Origin of the sequence: Alistipes provencensis (assembly GCF_900083545.1) — a bacterium.
In the GTDB taxonomy this organism is placed as follows: domain Bacteria; phylum Bacteroidota; class Bacteroidia; order Bacteroidales; family Rikenellaceae; genus Alistipes; species Alistipes provencensis.
Map to the genome: position 1 here is coordinate 3,512,671 of NZ_LT559262.1, position 23,396 is coordinate 3,536,066.

Consider the following 23,396-nt stretch of genomic DNA (forward strand, 5'->3'; position numbering starts at 1 on the left):
CGCCGTTATAAGGTTACGCCCGTCTTGAAGATGGCGATCTCCTTGAAACCGGTCTTTTCGTGCTTGAGGTGTTCGCCGTCGGCCGTGGCCATCACCTTGTCGATGAAGCGGTCCAGCACCGCCTGCGGCTCCTCGTCCTCGACCATCGTTCCGGCGTTGAAGTCGATCCAGTTGGCCTTGAATTCCGAGAGCTGGGTGTTGGTCGAAATCTTCATCGTCGGCACGAAAGCCCCGAACGGCGTACCGCGGCCCGTGGTGAACAGCACCATCTGACAGCCCGACAAGGCCAGCGCCGAGGCAGCCACAAGGTCGTTGCCCGGGGCCTGCAACAGATTGAGTCCCTGCCGGGTAATGGGCTGGGCATAGTTCAGCACATCGACGACGGGCTGTGCCCCGCCCTTCTGCACGCATCCCAACGACTTCTCTTCGAGCGTCGTGATGCCGCCTTTCTTGTTGCCCGGCGAGGGGTTCTCGTAGATCGGCTGGTCGAATTTGCGGAAATAATGCTTGAAATCGTTAATCAGGCAGACCGTCTCGTCGAAAATCCGGCGGTCCGTGGCCCGGTCCATCAGGATCGTCTCGGCGCCGAACATCTCGGGAACCTCCGTCAGCACGGTGGTCCCGCCCTGCGCGATCAGCCAGTCGGAGAACAGGCCCACCAGCGGATTGGCCGTGATGCCCGAAAAACCGTCCGAACCGCCGCACTTCAAGCCCACCTTGAGGTAGGAAAGCGGAAGCGGCTGACGCTTGTCGCTTTTAGTCTTTTCAACCAGTTCGCGGCAGATTTCGAATCCCGCCTCGATCTCGTCCTCGACCTCCTGCGCGATGAGGAACTTCACCCGTTCGTCGTCCCACTCGCCGATCACCTCCTTCAGCGCCGACACCTGATTGTTCTCGCACCCGAGGCCCAGCACCAGCACGGCGCCCGCATTGGGATGCTTCACCAGCGCGGCCAGCGCCCGCTGCGTATTGGCATGGTCGTCACCCAACTGTGAACAGCCGTAGTTGTGGGTGTAGACCCGCACATCGTCCAAGTGCGAACAGTCGCACTCGCGCTTCACGCGCTCGACGATGGCCTGCGCCTGCCCGTTGACACACCCCACCGAGGGCACGATCCATAACTCGTTGCGGATGCCCATCGTATCGTTGCGGCGCAGGTACCCCATCACCCGCACGTCGCGCTTCGGACACTCAATGTCGTAGACCTTGGGAGTATAGGTGTATTCGAGGTCGTCGCGGAGGTTCGTTTTCAGGTTGTGGGAGTGAATCCACCCGCCCTGCGGAACGTCTTCCGTAGCGTGGCCGATGGGATAGCCGTATTTCACGACGTTCTCGCCCGCGGCGATGTCGCGCAGGGCGAATTTGTGCCCCCGGGCGATGTCGTCCCGGAGCGTCACGCCGACACCGCCGACATCGACCCGCTCGCCTTTCGGAAGGTCTGCGAGTGCCACGGCGACATTGTCCGCGGCATTGATTTTCAGGAATCGTTTCATGGTCTGTTCAATCAATAAAGTGAGAGCGACGGACCGGACCGGAAATACCCCGGCCGGCCATCGCCCTTAAACCCGCTTTTCAGGCGAGGAATTTCTCAAGGGCACCTTTCATGCCCAGTGCCTCCATATCGCGGACATAGCCCGCAACGGCCGGGATGAATCCCGGAACCTCCGAAAAATCGACGGTGAAGATACCGCTCTCTTTCACGATTTTCGTGACGGTGGCGTCGATGTCGGCCGAATCCCAGTTCGCGCGGATGTACTCCACGAACTCCTTCGTATCGTCGGGTTCGAAGCCGCTCTTGGGGCTGTAAAGGGTCAGCAGCGCCGCAAAGGTGAAGCACTCATGTGCGGCGATGCGCTGCGCCTTGAACCAGTTGTCCCGGACGGTCGGATAGTTGCGCGCCTCCCACTTCGACAGCGAGTTGAGCGAAATGGACTTCAGCAGGTGTTTGATGAAGGGGTTGTAGAAACGCTCCAGAATCCCGGCGGCGAACTCTTTCAGCTCGGCCTGATCCTCCTCGATCATCGGAATCACCTCCTCGGCGACCATGTCGTTGATGAACTTTTCAATCGCGGGGGTGTCGAAAGCGTCCATCACCGTCTCGCAGCCCATTTGCAGGGCGATGGGCACCATACCCGTGTGCGAACCGTTCAGGATGCGGACCTTTTTGTCGCGGAACTGTTTGATCGACGGCATGAAGATTACATGCAGCCCCGCCTTGTCCAGCGGCAACTCCTTCATCACCTCCTTGTAGCCCGGACCGCCGATAGCCCACAGGTGGTACAGCTCGGCCTTCACCACGAGGTTGTCGTCATAGCCGATCTCCTCCTTGATTTCGCCGATCTGCTCGCGCGGGAATCCCGGCACGATGCGGTCCACGAGCGTGTCGCAGAAGTGACAGTTCCGCTCGACCCAGTCGATGAACTCCTGCCCGAGTTTGTGGTACTCGGCGTGTTTGATGACGTACTCGTGCAGCGTCGATCCGTTGTTCTCGATCAGTTCGCAGCAGATGATGCACAGGCCCTTCGTCGGGTCGCCGTTGAAATGCTTGAAACGCTTGTAGAGCAGCGCCGTCATCTTCGCGGGGTACGACTTCGGCGGACAGGCCGTCAGGTCGTCGCCCTCCTCGTAGCGGATGCCCGCCTCGGTCGTGTTCGAAATGGTGATCTTCAGCTCCGGCGAGAGGAAATAGCGCTCGTAAGTCGCATAGTCCACATAGGGATTGAACGAATCCATGACGCTCTTCACCAGCCGCACGTCCTTCTTGGGCTGCTTGTTCTCGATACCCTCCAGATAGACGTGATACATGTTGTCCTGCTTGTGCATCAGGTCGATCATCCCCAGCACCTTGTGTTCCGGGTCGAGGATCGGCTGGCATACGGCCACTCCGGCGTCCATGACGCCCTTCTCGTTGGCGATGTCGATCTGCCAGTCCACGAAGGCCCTCAGGAAGTTGCCTTCGCCGAACTGCAGGATGCGGACGGGGCGGCCGACCTTTTCGACGGTCGACTTGTTCAGTTGCTTAATCATTGTATGTCAGGTTTTTAAATTATTCCAATACGATAGGCTTGTATTTCGGAACCAGCGCCTTCATCACGATCCAGCCGACGAGATAAGCCACGGCGCAGATGCAGAAGACGACGAAATATCCGGCCGGTTTTCCCTCGAAACCCATGTAAGTCATGTTGGTCTCCTCGGCGTGTACGAACAGCCATCCGGCGAACCATTGCAGGATCATCGAACCCACACCTCCGGCCATGCCGCCGATACCGGTCACGGTAGCGATCGCCGACTTGGGGAACATGTCGCCCACGGTCGAGAAGATGTTGGCCGACCACGACTGGTGCGCCGCACCGCCGATACCGATCAGGATAATCGGGAACCACGGCGAAATGGTGCCCATGGGCTGTGCCAGCAGCACCAGCAGCGGGAAGAATGCGAAGATCAGCATGGCGCGCATGCGTGCCGCATAGGGGTTCAGACCCGTCTTGTTGATGATGATGGTCGGGAGTTTTCCGCCGTAGATCGAGAGCATCGTGATGGCGTAGAGCGTGAAGATCAGCGCCACGCCCAGCCCTTCGGACATCTTGATCCCGAACTGCGAATTGAGGTACGAGGGGGTCCAGAAGAGGAAGAACCACCACACGCCGTCGGTCATGAACTTACCGAAGGCGAAAGCCCAAGTCTGCTTGAACGAGAGCGTCTTCCAGAACGACATCTTGGGGCAATCCTCCTCTTTCTGCTCCTTGGCGACGGCTCCGTTGATAAGCTCGTGCTTGTCCTGCTCGATGTACTCCAGCTCGGCGGCGTTCACCTTCGGGTGATCCGACGGCTTCTTGTACATGAAGACCCAGAAACCCATCCAGATAAAGCCTAAGGCGCCGATCACGATGAAGGCCATCTCCCAGCCCCAAGCCTTTGCCAGCAGCGGAATGGTCAGCGGGGCGAACAGCGCGCCGATCGAAGCGCCGGCGTTGAAGATCGAGGTGGCATAGGCGCGGTCCTTCTTGGGGAAGTACTCGGCGGTCACCTTGATGGCTGCGGGGAAGTTGCCCGCCTCACCCAAGGCGAGGATGCAGCGCGCGGCGATGAAGAAATACATGCTGACCATGGCGATGGTCGCTGCCATGGCCGATCCGGCCTCGACGGCGCGCAGCGCGGCGGCATTGGGAAGTCCCACCCAAGCCTCGGTGGCTATGCCGCAGAGAGCGTGCATACAGGCGCCCACCGACCAGACGCCGATGGCCCACAGGTAACCTTTCTTGGTCCCCATCCAGTCGATGAAACGACCTGCGAAGAGCATGCAGACGGCGTAGACGATCGAGAAGATCGAAGTGATAAGTCCGTAGTGGTACTCGTTCCAGTGGAATTCGGGTTTGATAAACTCGTCCCATGTCAGCGAGAGCACCTGACGGTCGAGGTAATTAACGGTCGTTGCGAAGAAGAGCATCGCACAGATGACCCAGCGATACTGCGTCATCTTCCCAGCGAGAGTCGATTTGTTGTTTGTCATTATGGGATTTAATTAAGTAGTGTTCGGGGGTTGGTGAGCCGCATGAACGGCATCCGGCGGCGGATCGGGGCCGCCGCCGGACGACCGAACTTACGGAATATCGGCATCTAACGCACCTTGGCGATTACGTCCAGCGCGAAACGGCATTTTTCGGAGATGGCTTTCCAGTCTTTCGACGCGATCACCTCCTTGGGGAAGAGCTGCGAGCCCATGCCCACGCAGAAAACACCGGCTTTGAACCATGCCGTGAGGTTTTCCTCGGTGGGCTCCACAGCTCCGGTGGCCATGATGTTCGACCACGGCAGCGGCGCTTTGACGTTCTTGACGAACGACGGGCCGCCCACGTTGCCCGCGGGGAACACCTTCGTCAGATCGCAGCCCAACTCCTGTGCGAAACCGATCTCGGTGACCGATCCGCAGCCGGGGGTGTAGGGAACCAGATGACGGTTGCAGACCTTAGCGACCTCGGCGTTCAGGTAGGGACCCACGACGAAATTGGCCCCGTACTGGATGTAAAGCGCCGCGGTCGGGGCATCGACGATCGTACCGACGCCCAGCACCATTTCGGGGCACTCTTTGGCAGCGAACTTAATGACCTCGACGAATACCTCCGAAGCGAAATCGCCGCGGTTGGTGAACTCGAAAGCGCGCACGCCGCCCTCGTAGCAGGCTTTCACGACCTGCTTGGCGATCTCGGCGTCAGCGTGATAGAAAACGGGAACCATACCGGTCTTACCGATGGCTTCCAGAACTTGCATTTTTGAAAAACGTGCCATTATCTTATTGCATTTTAATTACCAATCAAATCCATTTTGTCGTCAGGGCGAGACGGATTTCGGTTTTCGCGCCGCAGGACACGGATGGGACATAATAGCCTATTTCCTATTCGGGGCCTGCAAGGGAAGGCCGAAAGGCGTCCGCCCTCACGGCAAAATCAGCGCTGGACGCGGCCGCTGGCGTTACCTCCTGCCAACGATTCCACCTCTTCGGCCGAAACGAGGTTGAAGTCACCGTTGATGGTGTGTTTCAGGGCCGATGCCGCAACGGCGAACTCAAGGGCCTCGCCCTGCGTCGGCTTGGTCAGCAGGCCGTGGATCACGCCGCCCGAGAACGAGTCGCCGCCGCCCACGCGGTCGATGATCGGGTTGATGTCGTAACGCTTCGACTCGTAGAACTCCTTGCCGTTGTAAATCATGGCTTTCCAGCCGTTGTGCGTCGCCGAGAACGACTCGCGCAGCGTCGAGATCACATACTTGAACCCGAACGTCTCGGCCATCTGGCGGAAAATGCCCTTGTAGCCCTCGGCATTGGTCTCGCCGCCCTCGACATCGGCGTCGGGCTTGAACCCGAGGCACAGCTCGGCGTCCTCCTCGTTGCCGATGCAGACATCGACATACTGCATCAGGGGCTTCATGATCGACTGGGCCTTCTCCTTGGTCCAGAGCTTCTTGCGGAAGTTCAGGTCTACCGACACCGTCACGCCGTGACGCTTGGCGGCCTCGCAGGCCAACTTCGTCAGCTCGGCAGCCTTGTCCGAGATCGCAGGCGTAATGCCCGACCAATGGAACCACTGGGCGCCCTCCATGATGGCGTCGAAATCGAAATCAGCGGCGTCGGCCTCGGCGATCGACGAGTGCGCACGGTCATAGATCACCTTCGAGGGACGCATCGAAGCGCCGGTCTCGAGGTAATAGATGCCCACGCGGTCGCCGCCGCGGGCTATGAAATCGGTCCGGACGCCGTACTTGCGCAGCGCGTTGACCGCCGACTGGCCGATCTCGTGCTTCGGGAGCTTCGAGACGAAATAGGCTTCGTGGCCGTAGTTGGCGCACGAAACGGCCACGTTGGCCTCGCCGCCGCCGTAAACGACGTCGAACGAATCGGACTGAACGAAACGCGTATTGCCGGGCGTCGAAAGACGCAGCATGATTTCACCTAATGTTACGATTTTCATGGTTCTATTGCGTGTTAAAATTTGAAGAAATTCTTAGCATTCTTGTAGCAGATGCCCTCGATGATCTCCCGTCCGATGAAGTCGATCTCCGAGGCGGGCAGCAGGCCGTTCTCGATGTCGTTGCCCACCAAGTTGCACAGCGTGCGGCGGAAATACTCGTGGCGCGGGTACGAGAGGAACGACCGCGAGTCGGTCAGCATGCCGACGAAACGGCTCAGCAGGCCCAGCGTCGAGAGGGCGTTCATCTGCTTCTCCATGCCGTCCTTCTGGTCGAGGAACCACCATCCCGAACCGAACTGGATCTTCCCGGCACCGTAACGGCCGTCCTGAAAGTTACCGATCATCGTGGCGACGAGCTCGTTGTCGCGGGGATTGAGGTTGTAAATAATGGTCTTGGTGAGTTTGTCTTCGCGGTCGAGCATGTCGAAGAATTTGGCCATCGACTTGCCGACCGTGAAGTCGCCGATCGAATCGAAGCCCGTATCGGCACCCAACTGCTTGAACATGCGGCTGTTGTTGTTGCGGATGGCGCCGTAGTGGAACTGCTGCGTCCAGCCCGTCTCCCAGTCCATGACGGCGAATTCGACCATCATGGCGGTCTTGTACTTGAGCACCTCGGCGCGGGTCAGCGCCTGACCGCCGTATACCTTATTAAAGATGGCGTCGATCTCGCTCTGGGTGTAATCCTCGGCGTAGAACTCCTCGATGCCGTGGTCCGAAAGGCGGCATCCCGCCGACTCGAAGAACTTGTGACGCACGCGCAGGGCGTCGATCACGTCGGCGAATTTCGAGATCGCAACGCCCGAAACCTCCGAAAGACGGTCGATGTAGGCGCGGAAATCGGCCGGGGACTCCACGGCCATCGCCTTGTCGGGACGCCATGTGGGGAGCATCTTGGTCGCAAAACCGTCCTCACGGACCTTAATATGGTGTTCGAGCGAGTCGATCGGGTCGTCCGTCGTGCAGACCACCTCGACATTATAGTGCTGCATCAGACCGCGGGCATGGAACTCGGGCGTCTGGAGCAAGGCCGTACAGTGGTCGTAAATCTCGCGGGCCGTCGAGGGGTTCAGCAGCTCCGTCACGCCGAAAGCGGTCTTCAGTTCGAGGTGCGTCCAGTGGTAGAGCGGGTTGCGCATCGTATAGGGCACCGTCTCGGCCCATTTCTCGAACTTCTCCCAGTCGGAGGTATCCTTGCCCGTGCAGTACTTCTCATCGACGCCGTTGGTACGCATGGCGCGCCACTTGTAGTGGTCACCCTCGAGCCATACCTTCGACAGGTTGTCGAAACGATGGTCCTCGGCGACATACGCGGGAATCAGGTGGCAATGATAGTCGATGATCGGCATCTTGGCCGCATGGTCGTGGTAAAGGCGCTCGGCCGTGGGGGTCTGCAACAGGAAGTTGTCGTCGTTAAACTGTTTCATGTTCTATACTATTCCGGTTTAAAATTTGCTCGTTTCGGGCGGGGCTTTGCAAAGCGCCCTTTTCACAACGTAAAATTACGAACTTTCCGTCACTCCCGATACGAAAAATTGCCAAATAAAGTAGATTATTTGCCAATTTGGTTGACCAATATACGGAAAAATCGTAAATTTGCCTAAAATACAACGAAAAATCTTTAAACATACCGATGATGAAAAACATGATTCTTGGGATTGCAGCCGCGCTGACGGCCGCCTGCACCCCCGGCCTGAAGGTCGATGTCGCCAACACGACCCAGATCGAACGCGACGACGAAACCGTCGAGATCGCTTGGTCCGAGGTGACCGCACTCGAGGGCGTGACCCCGGAGAACGTCGTCGTCCTGAACGACGACAACGAGCAGATTCCCTCGCAGGTGCTTTTCCGCGGCACGGCGGAGCCTCAGGCGCTGATCTTCCAGACCGACGCCGACCCGATGGAGACCAAGCGTTTCAGGATCGCCACGGGCGTGCGTGAGAACTACCCTGCCGAGGCATTCGGCCGCGCGGTTCCCGAGCGTTACGACGACTATGCGTGGGAGAACAACAAGGTGGCCTACCGTCTCTACGGCCCCGCGCTGGAAACCTCGCCCGAGAAACTCGTCACCCCGGGCATCGACGTGTGGGTGAAGTGCACCGACAAGCTGGTGATCGACGAGTGGTACGCCCGCGGCAACTACCACCACAACTACGGCGACGGCATGGACTGCTACAAGGTGGGCGTGACGCTCGGTTCGGGGGCTTCGCTGCCGTTCGCGGGCGGCAAGTTCTGGATGATGGGCCATAACTACACCACGGCCCGGACGCTGGACAACGGCCCGATCCGCACCACCGTCGAACTGACCTACGCGCCGTTCGACGTCGACGGCACCCCCGTGTCGCTCACCAAGACCATCTCGCTCGACGCCAACCAGCGTTTCAACCGCATGGACAACGTCTACGAGGGCGATTTCGCCGCAATGCCGATCGCCGCGGGCTTCGTGCGCCACGACGTGAAACGCGTGATGACGGGCGACGGCTGGATGGGGATGGTCGAGGCCGTTTCGGACTCGAAAGACCCCGTGCGCGACGGCGACATCTATCTGGGCGTGATCCTGCCCGGCGCCGAGATGCTGGCCGACACGCTGGGCCACGCCGTGGCCGTGAAGAGCGTGAAGCCGGGCCAGACGCTGACCTACTATGCCGGTTCGGGCTGGAGTCAAGGCGGCGTCGAAGACATGGGCGAATGGGTCGAGGAGATCGGCACGGCACAGGCCGCCGCCGTGAGTCCGCTCCGGGTGACGGTCCGCAAATAAACCCTTTCGTCACACTTTTTTCCGAAAAGCCCGGTCATTGGACCGGGCTTTCTCGGTGCCGTAACGGCACTTTTATAAGCCAGAAAGTTTTACCGAAGCACATGCACAATTCGGGGTTGAACCTATCCGACTTTTTTGTACCTTTGTAAGAAATCAACGCGTCACCTCGAAAAACCATGAACAACCAAAAAATCGTCACTTTCGGAGAGATCATGCTCCGCCTCACACCGCCCGACCGTCTGCGCTTCAACCAGACCGACCTGCTGCGGGTCAGCTACGGCGGCAGCGAAGCCAACGTGGCCGTCTCGCTGGCCAATTTCGGGCTCCGCAGCGAGTTCATCACCCGCCTGCCCGCAAACCGTGTAGCCGACGCCTGCCTCGACGACCTGCGGCGTTACGGCGTCGGGACCGACGGCATCCTCCGCGGCGGCAAGCGGCTGGGGCTTTATTATATGGAAGAGGCCGCGGCCATGCGCACCTCCCATGTGGTCTACGACCGCGCCGACTCGGCCTTCGACACCCTCCGGCCGGGGATGGTCGACTGGCGCAGGCTGTTCAGCGATGCCGCGTGGTTCCACTGGTCGGGCATCTCGGCCGCGGTGAGCGCCGACACGGCAGCCGTATGCGCCGAAGCGATCGCCGTCGCCCGGGAGATGGGGCTGACCGTCTCGTGCGACATCAACTACCGCAAGAACCTCTGGAAATACGGCAAGGAGCCGCAGGAGGTGCTGCCCCCGCTGATGGAGCAGTGCGACATCTTCTTCGGCACGGACGACGAATACGAGAAGATACTCGACATGCGCCTGCCGAAATTCGAGGCCCGCAACGCCTCCTACCAGCCCGACACAGCCGGTTACGAGCGCGCTTCGGCGGAGGTTGCGGCGCGTTTTCCCCGCTGCCGGGGCATCGTCTTCGGGCTCCGCAGCGTCTTGAGCGCCAACCACCATCTGATCTCCGGAACCCTCTACACCGGGGGCAGGCTGCTCTCCACGCGGGTCTACGACATCGACAATGTGGTGGACTGCGTCGGCGTGGGCGACGCCTTCGTGGGCGGCCTGATCTATGGGATGGCCGAGCACGCCGGGGACATGCAGTTCGCGCTCGACTTCGGCACGGCGGCCTGCGCCCTGAAGAACACCATTCCGGGTGACTACAACCAGTTCACGGCCGAGGAGGTCGCCCAGTTGGCCCGCGGCTCCGTCTCGGGCCGCATCGCAAGGTAAAAGCCCCCATTACAAATCCGCAAAAAAGAGAACCCCGGTCAGTTGACCGGGGTTCTCTTTTTTCCGTATAAGACTATTCGCCTTTGGCCTTCTTATAGAGGTCGTTGTAGGTGTTGTACTTCTCCATGATGCCGGGTTCGTCGCGCAGACGGAAACACAGCGACTTGAGGAACTCCAGCGTATCGAGATCCTCGGGCTTGATCTGGTGAGCCTTCTCGAACCAAGGCACGGCGGCCATGTAGACGTCGTTGACACCCTTCAGGTCGGCATCGTAGGCGGCCTGACTGCTGTACTGCTTCTCGTTCATCTCCTTGTTCAGCGCGTCGCCCTTGATCGTGTAGAACACGCCCAGATAGTAGTTGCCTTCGAACATGTCGGGCTTCAGCTCCACGACCTTCTTGAACGAGTCGATGCTCTGGTCGTAGTCCTTCAGCGCGTAGAAGATACGTCCGCGGCCGAACCACAGGTCGACGTTCTCGGGGTTGTCCTGAATGGCCTTGTCGATCAGCGCCACGAGGTCGGCGGGGTTACCCACGCCCTCCTCCGAGGTGTAGAGCTGCATCAGACCGTCGAGGATACGCTCGTTCTTCGGGAACTTCTCGATACCCGTCAGCAGGGCGTCCTTGGCCTTCATCACGTTGGCCTTGTCAGCATCCTTCTGGCCGTAGAGACAGTGGAAGAGGTAGTAGTAAACGTTGCCCTCCTCATCGGCATAGCCCTTGTCGATGGCTTGGGTCAGCAGCTTGCCGCCCTGAACGAACGACTTGGGGTTGTTGGCGCCGTCGACCGTCAGCAGGTAGCCCGCATAGTAGAGCAGCGCGGGATCGGCCTCGCCGTAAGCCGGGCTCGACTGGGCCTCGTAAGCCGTCACATAAGCCTTGGCCGCAGCCGCGTAGTCGCCCGAGTCGATACCGGTGTTACCGGCCTGCGAGCAGAAGTCGCTGACCTGCTTCAGACCCTCCTTGACCTTGTCGGCTGTCTTGGGATCCAGCTCGTAAGCCTTGTTGTAAGCCTCGATAGCTTTCTCGGGAGCGTCCTTCATCACCCACCGGGTCTGCTTCCATGTAGCGACCTTGTTGTCCTTGATGTAGGCGGTGAAATAGTTGTAAACCCACGCATCGTACTCCGCGCCGTTGAGCGTCACCTTCTCCGTCGACTTGGGTTCGCCGACAGCCAGTTTCAGCATCGTGGCTTCCATATTGACGAAAAGGCTCTTCGTCGGCTCGATAGCCACTTCGTAGAATGCCTTACCGCGGTTGATCCATGTTGCGGCCTTGGCAGCTTTCTTCTCGTTGGCGATGTCGGCATCGCTCTTTTCGATCTTGGCGAGAAGCGCTTCCTTGTTCACTTTCTGGGCCTGCACGGCGGGAACTGCTACGAGCAGCGCCGCGAGAGCCGTCAAAATCGTTTTCTTCATAGTAAACTGAAATTTTAAAGTTTTTTGATGTTTTTCCATTATTCTTCCGCAGAGGGAGCGTCGGTCGCGGGCGTCTCGGCCCCGTTCTCAGCGCCTTCCGCAGACTGCACTTCCTCCTCATCCCCGGCTGCCGGCACGGCCATCACCGAAGCAATGGCGTCGCCTTCGCGGAGGTTGATGATACGCACGCCCTGCGTAGCGCGGCCCGCAAGACGGATCTGCTCGACGGCGGTGCGTATGGTGAGTCCCGAACGGTTGATGATCATCAGGTCGTTCTCGTCGGTAACGGCCTGAATCGATATTAGTTTGCCTGTCTTTTCCGTAATGTTGATGGTCTTCACGCCCTTTCCGCCGCGGTTGGTGATGCGGTACTCGTCCAGATCGGTACGCTTTCCGTAGCCGTTCTCGCTCAGCACCAGCACATCCTGCTTCGAATCGGGTTCCACACAGATCATGCCGATCACCTCGTCCGACTCCTCGATCGAGATGCCGCGCACACCCGCGCCGACACGTCCGATCGGACGCACCGTCGACTCGTTGAAACGGATGGCCTTGCCCTCCTTGGCCGCGATCATCACCTCGGCGCTGCCGCTGGTGAGCTTGGCCTCGATCAACTGGTCGCCCTCGCGGATGACGATGGCGTTGACACCGTTCTGACGCGGACGCGAATAGGCCTCGAGCTTGGTCTTCTTGATCGTGCCGTCCTTCGTACACATGATGATGAAGTTGTTGTTCACATACTCCGCATCGGCCAGACTCTTGACGTTGATATAGGCGCGGACCTTGTCGTCCGGCTCGATCTGGATGACGTTCTGGATGGCACGTCCCTTCGACGAGCGCGCTCCCTCGGGAATCTCGTAGACCTTGAGCCAGAAGCAGCGGCCCTTCTCCGTGAAGAACAGCATTGTGTTGTGCATCGAAGCCACATAGATGTGCTCGATGAAGTCCTCGTCGCGCGTGGCGCTGCCCTTGGCCCCTACGCCGCCGCGGTTCTGCGTGCGGTATTCGGCCAGCGGCGTGCGCTTGATGTAGCCCATGTGCGAGATGGTGATGACCATGTCGTCGTCGGCGTAGAAATCCTCGGGGTTGAACTCCTCGGAAGCATAGACGATCTCCGAGCGGCGTTCGTCGCCGTATTTCTCCTTGATCTCCAGCAGTTCGTCCTTGATGACCTGCATCTGCATCGAGACGTTCTCGAGAATCTCGGTCAGGTGTTCGATCAGCTTCATCAGCTCGTCGCGCTCGGCGATCAGCTTGCCGCGCTCCAGACCGGTCAGCGCGCGCAGACGCATCTCGATGATGGCCGAAGCTTGGATGTCGCTCAGCTCGAACCGCTCGATCAGGGTCTGCTTCGCGGCGTCGGGCGTCTGCGAAGCGCGGATGATGCGCACGATCTCGTCGATGTTGTCCTGCGCGATCAGCAAACCCAGCACGATGTGCAGGCGCTCCTCGGCCTTGCGCTTGTCGTAGCGCGTGCGGCGCACCACCACGTCGTGACGGTGCTCAATGAAGTATTTGATCAGGTCGCGCATCGGGAGCATCTCGGGACGCCCCTTCACCAGCGCGATGTTGTTCACGGCAAACGACGTTTGCAGCGGGGTGTTCTTGAACAGCGTGTTCAGCACCACGCTCGCCACGGCGTCCTGCTTCAGGATGATGATGATGCGCAGGCCGTTGCGGTCCGACTCGTCGTTGATATAGGAGATGCCTTCGATCTTCTTGTCGTTGATCATGTCGGCGATCTTCTTGATCATCTCGGCCTTGTTGATCATGTAGGGGATCTCCGTGATGACGATGCACTCGCGGCCGCTCGGCGTATGCTCGATCTCGGTCTTGGCGCGCATCATCACGCGTCCGCGGCCCGTCAGCATCGCCTCCCTGACACCCTCGTAGCCGTAGATGATACCGCCCGTGGGGAAGTCGGGGCCCTTGACGTAGTGCAGGAGCTCCTCGCCCGTGATCTCGGGGTTGTCGATATAGGCGCAGCAGGCGTCCACCACCTCCGAGAGGTTGTGCGGAGCCATGTTCGTGGCCATACCGACGGCGATACCGCTGGCGCCGTTGACGATCAGCAGCGGGATTTTCGTGGGCAGGACCGTAGGTTCGGGAATCGTGTCGTCGAAGTTCAGCGTCCAGTCGACGGTCTCCTTGTCGATGTCGGCCATCACCTCGTCGGTGATCTTCTTCATGCGGGCCTCGGTATAACGCATGGCAGCCGGCGAATCGCCGTCCATCGAACCGAAGTTACCCTGTCCGTCGACCAGCGGGTAACGCATCGACCAGTCCTGCGCCAGACGGACCATCGCGTCGTAGACCGACGAGTCGCCGTGGGGGTGGAACTTACCGAGCACGTCGCCGACGATACGGGCCGACTTACGGGTGGGTTTGTCGGAGTAGAGGTTGAGCTCCGCGCTCATATCGTAGAGGATGCGCCGGTGTACGGGCTTCATACCGTCCCTGACGTCGGGCAGCGCACGCGACACGATGACCGACATCGAGTAGTCGATGTACGCCGACTTCATCTGCTCTTCGATATTGATGGGGATGATACGCCCCGTCAAACCGGCATTCTTTTCTTCTTCCGTTAGCATTATTCCGTGTTTAATCCTTTTTGCACCGACACCGCGCATCGCCGGGTCGGTACCGATCGAAAATTAGCAATCTTTTAACGAACAAAAATACGATTTATTTCCGATCTGAGCAACTTTGCAGGCAAAAATCTCTTCGCGCGCGCGATATTTTTCAGGGAGCATGCCGTTTTTGGCCCTTTTCCGGCGATCTGACGGCCTGAAAAAAAATTCCCGGCAGACTGCCGGGGAAAATGCGGATTCCGGCGTCGTCCGGCGTCGTCCGCCGTCGCCGGACGACGCGACAGTTTGTCATTTACGCAGGATTTTCTACCTTTGCGCCCACTATCGTTTTCCTATGACCCTGATCAACACCCCCAAAGAGGTCCTCGCGCTGGCCGGCCGGTCCGCGGCGGACAAACTCCGGAATCCGGCCTCCAAAACCCTGATCCTCGCATTCCTCGCCGGAGCGTATATCGCCGTCGGCGGGCTGTTCTCGCTCATCGCGGGCTTCGGATTTCCCGGAGCCGCCGAAGCGCCCGGATTCCAGCGCCTGCTGTCGGGCGCGACCTTTCCGCTGGGGCTCATTCTGGTGATCTTCACCGGCGCCGAGCTCTTCACGGGCAACAACGCCGTACTCGTCCCGGGAGCGCTCGGGCGGCAATACGGATGGAACCGGGTGCTGCGCAACTGGGGGCTCGTCTACGTCGGGAATTTCGCCGGGGCGCTCTTCTTCACCTGGTTTCTGGTCGTCGTGCCCGGCGTACTCTCATCGGAGTTGTGGCAGAAAGCGGCCTGCGGCATTGCACAGGCCAAGGTCTCGATGCCGTGGATGACGGTGTTCCTGCGCGGCGTGGGCGCCAACTGGCTGGTATGTCTGGCCGTATGGCTCGGGCTGAGCGCCAACGACGTCCCGGGCCGCATGATGGGGCTGTTCTTTCCGATCATGTGCTTCGTGGCGATCGGCTACGAGCACTGCATCGCCAACATGTTCTTCATCCCGCTGGGCATGATGCTCGGGGCGCCGGTCACCTGCGGGGAGTTCCTGATCGACAACCTCATCCCCGCCCCCCTCGGCAATATCGTGGGCGGGGGCCTCTTCGTAGGGGGCCTCTACTGGCATCTCAACCGGAAATAATCAGGAAAATCGCCCGTCAGCGGAAGTCGATGAACTCATAACCCGCATAGGCATTCCTGTCGAACACGCGGACGTGCCCCGCAAGCGGCGCGATGCCGAGAACGCTGACCTGCACCTGCTCGCCGTCGTAGTCGTAGGAGAGCGACAGGGGGCGCATCGTAGCGGTGTCGACCGTCACGGTAACGTTACCCGCCGGAGCGTCGTTCCCGGCAGTGGGCGTCAGCCGCACGACGGCACGGCCCGCGGCTTCGGAGACCAGCGTCGGGACATACTCGCTGCCGAGGAAATCGAAAGCCCGGACGGGGTTGTTCAGGATATTGCGGCTCGCGGCATCGACCTCCGTCACAGTCACCTCGCGGCGGCGGTTGTCGATCTCGTAGCGGATCACGCTGTCGGCAAAGACCTCGGCATCGGCCAGCGCGAGGTAATAGTTCCGCCCCTCGACGACATAGCTGCCGCGGCTTTTGTAGTCGCCCGAGGCCACCTCGAAATTCACGCTGTAACCGGGCATCGCGCGGAATCCCGCAGCGAGTTTTTCCAATATCTCCGTGGCGCGTCCGGCTGCCGAAACAGCCTGAATACCGGCCACGAGGGCCATAAGGAGCAAAAGTCGTTTCATCGTCGGAATCAGTTAAAATACCCCCAGTTCCTGCAACTTGGCCTCCAGCGAGGGCAGGTCGTGGTAGAGGATGTCGCGCGGCTTGGCGCCCTGCTGACGGCCGACGATGCCGGCCCGCTCGAGCTGCATCATGATGCGGCCGGCGCGGTTGAAACCCACCTCGTAGTTGCGCTGAATCATCGAGGTCGAGATCGACCCGTCCTGCACGGCGCTGCGGGCGATCTCGGCGAAGAGCGAGTCGTATTTCAGGGGCGCCGAGGAGGACTCCTCGCTGCCCATCTGCGCCCCCTCGCCGCTGTCGGGCGTGTAGTCGGGCAGCGCATAGGCCGCCGTGTAACCCTGCTGTTTGGAGATGTAATCCACGATGCGCTCGACCTCCTTGGTCTCGACCAGCGCACACTGGATACGCGTCAGTTCGCCGTCCTTCGAGATGAGCATGTCGCCGCGGCCGATCAACTGGTCGGCGCCGGGACGGTCGAGGATCGTCCGCGAGTCGATCATCTGCATCACGCGGAAAGCAACGCGGGCCGGGAAGTTGGCCTTGATCTTACCCGTGATGACGTCGACCGACGGACGCTGCGTGGCGATGATGAGGTGGATGCCGATGGCGCGGGCCTTCTGGGCCAGCCGCGTCACGGGGGTCTCGACCTCCTTGGCCGTCATGATGAGGTCGGCGAACTCGTCGATCACCACGACGATATAGGGCATGAAGCGGTGGCCGTTCATCGGGTTCAGCCGCCGCGCGGTGAATTTCTCGTTGTACTCGGAGATGTTCCGGGCGCCGGCCTTCTTGCACAGCTCCAGACGGCTGTCCATCTCCGTGCAGAGCGCGTTGAGCGTATAGACCGCCTTGCGGGGATCGGTGACGATGGCCTCGTCCTCCGACTCCATCTTGGCCAGAAAATGGCGTTCGACCTTGGAGTAGAGCGAGAACTCGACCATCTTGGGGTCGATCATCACGAACTTGAGCTGCGCGGGATGCTTGCGGTAGAGCAGCGAGGTGATGATGGCGTTCAGCCCGACGGACTTACCCTGCCCCGTGGCGCCTGCCACCAGCAGGTGGGGCATCTTGGCCAGATCGAAGACGTAGTTTTCGTTCTGGATCGTGCGGCCGATCACCACCGGCAGCTCGGCCTTCGACTCCTGAAAACGCAGCGACCGCACGGCCGAATACATCGACACGATCTGCTTGTTGCGGTTCGGAACCTCGATGCCGATGGTCCCCTTGCCCGGAATCGGGGCGATGATGCGGATGCCCGACTCGGCCTTGAGGCTCTGGGCGATATCGTTCTGGAGACCCTGAATCTTGGCGATCTTGACCCCCTGCGCCTGCACGATCTCGTAGAGCGTGACCGTAGGGCCCACGGTGGCCTTGATGCGCTGGATCGGAATGCCGAAATACTTGAGCGTCTCCTCGATCTTGGTCTTGTTCTCGAAAATCTCCTCGTCCGACACCTCCGAATCGGAAATATAGTCCTCCAGCAGCGTCACAGGCGGTTTGTGGTAATTCACCAAGTCTTTCAGCGGGTCGTAGCTCTCCGTCGGGATCGCCTTCTCGTCGACCAGCTTCGCCTCGTTGGACTCGACCGTCACCACGACGCCTTCGGCCGGAATTTCGGGTTCCGCAACCGTTTCGACCGGCGCCTCCGCGGGTGTCTCCGCAGGTGTTTGAGTCTCGTCGCCGACGATGATCTCGGTGAAAGGCCCGTCGGACACGGGAGCCGTCGGCGCGGCGGGACGGAACGTCGGACGCTCCAGCTCGATCAGCCCCCCGCGGCCCATCACCACACGCCCTTCGGGGTGCGAGAGGTCGACCTCGGTGAACTCCTCGTCTTCGGCTGGCGCCTGCGGCTCCTCCTCCGGAGCAACCTCGCCAACGGGCTTTCCGTCGGGCGTCAGTTCCACAAAGGGATCGTCCTCGTCCCGGACCGTGGCTTTCGCGGCCGCAGCGGACTCCGCCGGACGCTCGACATGTATCGGCGCGGCGGCTTTCTGCACCGGGGATTCCGGAGCGGCGGCGGCCTTGGCGACAGGAGCTGCGGATTCGGCGGCTTTCGGAGCCGGTTTCGGAACCGGTTTCGGAACCGACACGGGAGTCTCCTCCGTGATCTCTCCGTCCTCCCCGGGGGTGCGGCCGAGGGGCACGACCACCTTGTGCTTGACGATCTCGACGATCTTCTCGCCCTTGTCGGCCATGACGTTGCCGACCTCGTTGACCTTGTTGATGAAATTGCGGTTGATGAATACGCCCGTCAGAATCCATCCGCCCAGCAGCAGGATAAGCGTTCCGACGGCGCCGATATGCGTGCGCAGCAGGGTCGAGACCTCGATGCCGAACGCACCGCCCCACCCCGTCGAGCAGCAGATGCTCCAGCGGTCGGAAAAGGCGAACCCGAGGGTCAGCGACCCGAGGATCATGATGAAGAACAGCGAGAGGATCGAGTGGTTCACCAGCAGCGGCCGCTGGCGGATGATTCTTATCCCGATCAGCACCAGCATCACGGGAATCAGGATGCCGAACAGTCCGAACGAACGGTCGACCAGCAACATCCCCAGCCGCGCCCCGGCGACGCCGCACAGGTTCTCGATCTCGGCGCCGATCAGTTCGCGGTCCTCGACCGACTTTTGCAGCACGCTCTGGTCGGGAGCCCAACTGAAGAACGAGAAGAATACCGCGGCGGCGGAGAACAAGCCCGCGAACAACAGCAGCAGTCCCGCGATCCAGCGCGCGCTGTCGCGGTTGGAACGCTGCACGTTCTGTCGTCCGTTGGGGGATGTCGTATTTTTGGATGCCATTTCTGTTACGCTTGATTTATCAAGCGAAGGTACGCATTTTTTCCGACATTCCGGATTCCGGAAGCCGAAAATAGCGCGAAAGCAACAATCAGAGGGATTCCAGCCCCTTCTTTTCGAGGCGGCGGCGGTACTCCTCACCGGCGAAGGTGCGGAACGTGAAGCGGGGCTCGTGGTCTGCCGAAGCGCGCAGGCCGCAGTCGTCGAGCAACTGCGCCACCCGGCGGGCGACGGCGGGCGACGGGTCGACGATCCGCGCCCCGCGACGACGCGTTCGAGCACGGGCGTCAGGAAGGGATAGTGCGTGCATCCCAGCACGATCTGGTCCGCACCCCGGGCCAGCATCGGCTCGACGGCGGCGCGCACCGTGGCTTCGGCCTCGGGCGTATCCTCCCGGTCCCCCTCGACCAGCTCCACGAAGCCCGTGCCGGGATAGGTCAGGACTTCGATCCCGCGGCCGTACTTGGCGGCAGTACGGCGGAACAAATCGCCGTCGAGACTCCGCTCGGTAGCCAGCACCCCCACCACCCCGCTGCGGGTCGCCAGACAGGCGGGTTTCACGGCGGGTTCCATGCCCACGATCGGCAGGTCGGCATATTTTTCACGCAGGAAGTCGATGGCCGCGGCCGTGGCCGTGTTGCAGGCCACGACGACCATCTTGCAGCCCAGCTCGACCAGATGCGCAACGGCGGCATCGGCCAGCGCCTGCACCTCCTCGCGGGGCCGCGAACCGTAGGGGCAGTTGGCCCCGTCACCCAGATAGACGAGCGATTCGCCGGGCAGCATGCGCCTGATCTCGCGCCAGACGGTCAGCCCGCCCATTCCCGAGTCATAAACGCCGATCGGCGCGTTATTCGAATTCACAGCCACGTTTTCCTACTTTCAATATGCCGTTTCATGTACTTTTGATGTCAAAAGTACCAAAACCACCGGCGTAAGACGCCGGATTTAAGGGCTACAGCAGCATTTTACGCATCAGAGCCCTATTTCCGCTTCGACCTTTTCTAAATTTCGTCTCTTAGCCGGGCCAGAATATACTCCACCACCTCCTCGTCGGAAAGCCAGTCGCAGTCGACGACCAGCGAAGCCTGCGTATAGAAAGGCTCCCGGACAGCCATGTCGCGCTCCATGAACGCCACCAGCTCCTCGTCGTTCAGTCCCTGCAGGCGGGGCCGCTTGCGGCGTCCGTAAGGGCTCAGGCGGCGGGCGATCTGCTCCGCCGAGCGGCGCAGGTAGACCGTGCAGCCCACGTCGTTCATCCGCGCCATGTTGTCGCCCCATGTGGGCAGTCCCCCGCCCGTGGAGACCACCGGGACGGCGCCCTCGTCGATCACGCGGTCCAGCACCTCGCGCTCGACCTCCCGGAACCGCTGCTCGCCCTCGTAACGGAAAACGTCGGAGACCGAAGCCCCCTCCCGCTCCTCGACCAGCGCATCGGTGTCGGCATACCCGATGCCGAGACGCCGCGCCAGCTTGCGTCCGAGGGTGCTCTTGCCGCAGCCCATGTAACCGACCAGAAAGAGGGGTTTCATCGTTGCGGTCCGTTTAGAAAAGGTTCAGTTGCTCGGGGTCGATCATCTCGTCGGCATCGCCTTTGGCACGCTCGATCTCGAACTCCACGCCCCCGACGATCGTCCCGGCCGAGGGCTGGCCCGCCGGAGCCTTCTCCGGGGCGAACTTGGCCGCCGGCTTCGCTTTCGGAGCAGCCGTTTCAGTCGTTTTATCCTCTCCGGCAGCATCCTGCGCCGCATCATCTAAAGCGCCCGTCAACTGATCGTCGTCAAAATCCTCGTCGTCAGTCGGTTCCGGTTCGGGAGGCAGCTCGGGCTCGATCATCCGCAGTGCGGCTACATCGTAGGTCGTCAGGCGCTTGCCCTTGGCGCGGTGGCTCTTGACGCCCACGAATTCGTCGACGTCGACGAGGTCCGCGGGCCGCGAGGCGTGCGCCCCCTTGTAGGTAATCTCCAGTTGGGCGCCGGCACGGTCCGTCACGCAGACGAAATCGGCATCGGCATCGAGGAAATCCTGCGTCTTGTCCGACATCTCGGCCGTGAAGCGCTTCATATAGTAGTACTGCTGGTCGCGGTCGTAGTAGCACAGGCTGTAAACCCGGTCGGACTCATAGCGCTCCACGCGGACGGTGTCGTCGGGGAAGTGCTGCATCAGGTCGTAGCCGGTGATGTAGTACTGGTTCTTCGAGGTCCACACGATCAGTTTGTCGTCGCCCTTGAACTCGCCCAGCGGTTTGCCGCGGCCGTCGGCGTTCAGGCGGCGGACATCCTCGTCGAACCAGATGTCCTGACCTCCGAGCGTCGAGGTGCCGCGCTCCTTGAGCACGATCTTGTGGATGCCGTAGCGCGAGAAGAGGTTGCCCTGACTCTGGCGGCCCTTGATGGCGAGGGTCGAGAAATCGAGGTCGACGATCACCTTTTTCAGCCGCGGGCGCGGCTTGAAGTAAACCTTCAGCACCTCGGCCTCACCGTTCGGATTCACAGACATATAGAGAATCTCGCTCTTGGGCGTTCCCTTGGTGATGTCGTACTCCTTGTCACGCGTGATGCCCTTGATGGCGCAGCGCTTCATCATGATCGCACCGTTCTTGCCGTCGCGGTAGAGGACGTTGTAGATCGTGCGGTCGTCGTTGCGCTTGAAGACCCCGATATAGTAGATGTTCTTGTCGAAGAAAGCCTTGTCCGAAACCTTCGTGATGACATAGCGTCCGTCCTTCGTGAAGACGATCACGTCGTCGATGTCCGAGCAGTCGCAGACCAGTTCGGCGTCCTTCATCGACTTGCCGATGCCGAAGAAGCCCTCGGCGCGGTCGACGTACAATTTGGCGTTGGTCACGGCGACCTTCGTGGCCTCGATCGAGTCGAACTCGCGCAGCTCCGTGCGGCGCTCCTTGCCCTTGCCGTACTTGTCGCGGATGCGCTCGTAATAGGCGACGGCGTATTCGGTGAGGTGGTCGAGGTCGTACTGCGTCGATTTGATGTCCTCCTCGATCTGCCGGATCTCGTTGTCGGCCTTGTCCGAATCGTAGCGCGAAATACGGATAAACTTCAGCTCCGTCAGGCGCTGCACGTCTTCAAGCGTTACTTCACGTCGCAGCCGTTTCTTGAAGGGTTCCAGCCCCTTATCGACGGCGGCATAGGCCTCCTCGCGGCTCCTGCTCCCCTCGATCAGCTGGTAGAGCTTGTTCTCGATGAAGATACGTTCGAGCGATGCGGCGTGCCACGCCTCGTTCAGCTCCCCGAGTTTGATTTGCAGTTCGAGCCCCAGCAGCGATTTCGTATGCTCGGCCGAGCGGCGCAGAATCTCCGAGACACCCAGAAAGTGGGGTTTCTCGTCCCAGATCACGCACGAATTCGGGGAGATCGACACCTCGCAGTCGGTGAAGGCGTACAGGGCATCGATGGTCTTGTCCGACGACTCGTCGGGGGCGACCTGAATGACGATCTCGACCTTGTCGGCCGTATTGTCGTCGACCTTCTTGATCTTGATCTTGCCCTTGTCGTTGGCCTTGATGATCGAATCCTTGATCGACTCGGTGGTCGTGGTATAGGGAATCTCGGTGATGGCCAGCGTGCGCTTGTCGATCTTCGAAATCTTCGCCCGGACCTTCACCGCCCCGCCCCTCAGACCGTCGTTGTAGCGGCTCACGTCGGCCATGCCGCCCGTCGGGAAGTCGGGGTAAAGCTGGAATTCGCGGCCCTGCAAATGGGCGATGCAGGCGTTGATCAGCTCCACGAAGTTGTGGGGCAGGATTTTCGACGCCAGACCCACGGCGATGCCGTCCGAGCCCTGCGCCAGCAGCAGCGGGAACTTGATGGGCAGCGTGACGGGCTCCTCCTTGCGGCCGTCGTAGGAGAGCATCCACTCCGTCGTCTTCTTGTTGAAGACCACGTCGAGGGCGAATTTCGACAGCCGCGCCTCGATGTATCGGCCCGCGGCGGCTTCGTCGCCCGTGAGGATGTTGCCCCAGTTACCCTGACAGTCGATCAGCAGGTCTTTCTGCCCCAACTGCACCAGCGCGTCCTTGATCGACGCGTCGCCGTGCGGGTGGTACTGCATGGTCTGGCCCACGAGGTTGGCCACCTTGTTGTAGCGGCCGTCGTCGACGACCTTCATCGCGTGGAGGATACGCCGCTGGACGGGTTTCAAACCGTCTTCGACGTGCGGCACGGCGCGTTCGAGGATCACATAGGAAGCGTAGTCCAGAAACCAGTTCTTATACATGCCCGTGAGCTTGCGCACGCCGCCCTCCTCCTGCGTCAGGCGGTCGAACTTGCCCGCCTTGGCCGGGGCCTCGGCGACAGGCGTGTCGTCCGCCGCGTCGTCCGCGGTTTCGGGCGTCGAGGCGTCCTCGTTGAACTCCCCGCCGGGGATCAGTTCGTCTTTATCTTTGTTCTCTGCCATA

General features: G+C 60.7%; 15 protein-coding genes and 1 pseudogene. 3 read left to right on the forward strand and 13 right to left on the reverse strand.

All coding sequences use genetic code 11. The annotated features are described in order from the left end of the window. Positions 1-5 precede the first annotated feature (5 nt). The 6 genes from BN5935_RS13785 to uxaC all read right to left on the reverse strand — a co-directional run bounded on the left by BN5935_RS13785 (position 6) and on the right by uxaC (position 7,891). The gene (locus tag BN5935_RS13785) at positions 6-1,493 is read right to left on the reverse strand and encodes a UxaA family hydrolase (RefSeq protein ID WP_064976609.1); all 1,488 of its coding nucleotides are present in this window, start codon (positions 1,491-1,493) and stop codon (positions 6-8) included. Positions 1,494-1,572: 79 nt separating this feature from the next. Continuing rightward, positions 1,573-3,027 (reverse strand): tagaturonate reductase, encoded by a 1,455-nt coding sequence (locus BN5935_RS13790; protein ID WP_064976610.1) that lies wholly within the window; start codon positions 3,025-3,027, stop codon positions 1,573-1,575. A 19-nt stretch (positions 3,028-3,046) separates the two neighbouring features. Beyond that, a complete protein-coding gene (locus BN5935_RS13795) occupies positions 3,047-4,477 on the reverse strand; it encodes an MFS transporter (protein ID WP_064976970.1) in 1,431 nt (476 codons plus the stop codon). Between the two features lie 140 nt (positions 4,478-4,617). Beyond that, positions 4,618-5,286: a bifunctional 4-hydroxy-2-oxoglutarate aldolase/2-dehydro-3-deoxy-phosphogluconate aldolase gene (locus BN5935_RS13800; protein ID WP_064976611.1), complete on the reverse strand. Its 669-nt coding sequence runs from the start codon at positions 5,284-5,286 to the stop codon at positions 4,618-4,620. A gap of 158 nt (positions 5,287-5,444) precedes the next feature. Then, positions 5,445-6,464, reverse strand: coding sequence for a sugar kinase (locus BN5935_RS13805; RefSeq protein WP_064976612.1), 1,020 nt, complete (start codon positions 6,462-6,464; stop codon positions 5,445-5,447). A gap of 14 nt (positions 6,465-6,478) precedes the next feature. Continuing rightward, positions 6,479-7,891 (reverse strand): glucuronate isomerase, encoded by a 1,413-nt coding sequence (gene uxaC, locus BN5935_RS13810; protein WP_064976613.1) that lies wholly within the window; start codon positions 7,889-7,891, stop codon positions 6,479-6,481. Positions 7,892-8,100: 209 nt separating this feature from the next. On the opposite strand from uxaC, the gene BN5935_RS13815 reads away from it, so the two are divergent. Together BN5935_RS13815 and BN5935_RS13820 are read left to right on the forward strand one after the other, a co-directional pair. Further along, positions 8,101-9,222 (forward strand): DUF4861 family protein, encoded by a 1,122-nt coding sequence (locus BN5935_RS13815; RefSeq protein WP_064976971.1) that lies wholly within the window; start codon positions 8,101-8,103, stop codon positions 9,220-9,222. Positions 9,223-9,398: 176 nt separating this feature from the next. Continuing rightward, entirely contained in the window at positions 9,399-10,445 is a 1,047-nt protein-coding gene (locus BN5935_RS13820; RefSeq protein ID WP_064976614.1) for a sugar kinase, read from the forward strand. Positions 10,446-10,518: 73 nt separating this feature from the next. Here BN5935_RS13820 and BN5935_RS13825 read toward each other — a convergent pair whose 3' ends face one another. Next, on the reverse strand, positions 10,519-11,862 hold the full coding sequence (locus BN5935_RS13825) for a tetratricopeptide repeat protein (protein WP_064976615.1): 1,344 nt from the start codon (positions 11,860-11,862) through the stop codon (positions 10,519-10,521). Positions 11,863-11,900: 38 nt separating this feature from the next. Then, positions 11,901-14,453 (reverse strand): DNA gyrase subunit A, encoded by a 2,553-nt coding sequence (gene gyrA / locus BN5935_RS13830; RefSeq protein WP_064976616.1) that lies wholly within the window; start codon positions 14,451-14,453, stop codon positions 11,901-11,903. Positions 14,454-14,787: 334 nt separating this feature from the next. Between gyrA and BN5935_RS13835 the strand changes: the two genes are divergently transcribed. Continuing rightward, complete coding sequence (locus BN5935_RS13835; RefSeq protein WP_064976617.1) at positions 14,788-15,567, forward strand: formate/nitrite transporter family protein; 780 nt, start codon at positions 14,788-14,790, stop codon at positions 15,565-15,567. Positions 15,568-15,583: 16 nt separating this feature from the next. Here BN5935_RS13835 and BN5935_RS13840 read toward each other — a convergent pair whose 3' ends face one another. The 5 genes and pseudogenes from BN5935_RS13840 to BN5935_RS13855 all read right to left on the reverse strand — a co-directional run bounded on the left by BN5935_RS13840 (position 15,584) and on the right by BN5935_RS13855 (position 23,395). Continuing rightward, positions 15,584-16,186 carry a LolA family protein gene (locus tag BN5935_RS13840; protein WP_235821119.1) on the reverse strand — a complete coding sequence of 201 codons (603 nt, stop codon included), beginning with the start codon at positions 16,184-16,186 and terminating at the stop codon, positions 15,584-15,586. A 12-nt stretch (positions 16,187-16,198) separates the two neighbouring features. Next, positions 16,199-18,982 carry an FtsK/SpoIIIE family DNA translocase gene (locus tag BN5935_RS13845; RefSeq protein ID WP_064976973.1) on the reverse strand — a complete coding sequence of 928 codons (2,784 nt, stop codon included), beginning with the start codon at positions 18,980-18,982 and terminating at the stop codon, positions 16,199-16,201. 321 nt (positions 18,983-19,303) lie between these two features. Continuing rightward, positions 19,304-19,801 (reverse strand): annotated as a pseudogene (locus BN5935_RS15015) (glutamate racemase); the annotation flags it as partial. 182 nt (positions 19,802-19,983) lie between these two features. Further along, positions 19,984-20,511, reverse strand: a complete 528-nt coding sequence (locus BN5935_RS13850; RefSeq protein ID WP_064976618.1) for a shikimate kinase — start codon at positions 20,509-20,511, stop codon at positions 19,984-19,986. A 13-nt stretch (positions 20,512-20,524) separates the two neighbouring features. Continuing rightward, entirely contained in the window at positions 20,525-23,395 is a 2,871-nt protein-coding gene (locus BN5935_RS13855) for a DNA gyrase/topoisomerase IV subunit A (RefSeq protein ID WP_064976619.1), read from the reverse strand. Position 23,396: the final 1 nt, after the last annotated feature.

What these genes read in the sequence shown, in the direction of transcription:
- uxaC (WP_064976613.1), bottom strand. Translation starts at nt 7,891, where the DNA reads ATGAAACAGTTTAACGACGACAACTTCCTGTTGCAGACCCCCACGGCC.
- BN5935_RS13840 (WP_235821119.1), bottom strand. Translation starts at nt 16,186, where the DNA reads ATGAAACGACTTTTGCTCCTTATGGCCCTCGTGGCCGGTATTCAGGCT.
- BN5935_RS13785 (WP_064976609.1), bottom strand. Translation starts at nt 1,493, where the DNA reads ATGAAACGATTCCTGAAAATCAATGCCGCGGACAATGTCGCCGTGGCA.
- BN5935_RS13855 (WP_064976619.1), bottom strand. Translation starts at nt 23,395, where the DNA reads ATGGCAGAGAACAAAGATAAAGACGAACTGATCCCCGGCGGGGAGTTC.
- BN5935_RS13825 (WP_064976615.1), bottom strand. Translation starts at nt 11,862, where the DNA reads ATGAAGAAAACGATTTTGACGGCTCTCGCGGCGCTGCTCGTAGCAGTT.
- BN5935_RS13805 (WP_064976612.1), bottom strand. Translation starts at nt 6,464, where the DNA reads ATGAAAATCGTAACATTAGGTGAAATCATGCTGCGTCTTTCGACGCCC.
- gyrA (WP_064976616.1), bottom strand. Translation starts at nt 14,453, where the DNA reads ATGCTAACGGAAGAAGAAAAGAATGCCGGTTTGACGGGGCGTATCATC.
- BN5935_RS13845 (WP_064976973.1), bottom strand. Translation starts at nt 18,982, where the DNA reads ATGGCATCCAAAAATACGACATCCCCCAACGGACGACAGAACGTGCAG.
- BN5935_RS13820 (WP_064976614.1), top strand. Translation starts at nt 9,399, where the DNA reads ATGAACAACCAAAAAATCGTCACTTTCGGAGAGATCATGCTCCGCCTC.
- BN5935_RS13815 (WP_064976971.1), top strand. Translation starts at nt 8,101, where the DNA reads ATGAAAAACATGATTCTTGGGATTGCAGCCGCGCTGACGGCCGCCTGC.
- BN5935_RS13795 (WP_064976970.1), bottom strand. Translation starts at nt 4,477, where the DNA reads ATGACGCAGTATCGCTGGGTCATCTGTGCGATGCTCTTCTTCGCAACG.
- BN5935_RS13850 (WP_064976618.1), bottom strand. Translation starts at nt 20,511, where the DNA reads ATGAAACCCCTCTTTCTGGTCGGTTACATGGGCTGCGGCAAGAGCACC.
- BN5935_RS13800 (WP_064976611.1), bottom strand. Translation starts at nt 5,286, where the DNA reads ATGGCACGTTTTTCAAAAATGCAAGTTCTGGAAGCCATCGGTAAGACC.
- BN5935_RS13835 (WP_064976617.1), top strand. Translation starts at nt 14,788, where the DNA reads ATGACCCTGATCAACACCCCCAAAGAGGTCCTCGCGCTGGCCGGCCGG.
- BN5935_RS13790 (WP_064976610.1), bottom strand. Translation starts at nt 3,027, where the DNA reads ATGATTAAGCAACTGAACAAGTCGACCGTCGAAAAGGTCGGCCGCCCC.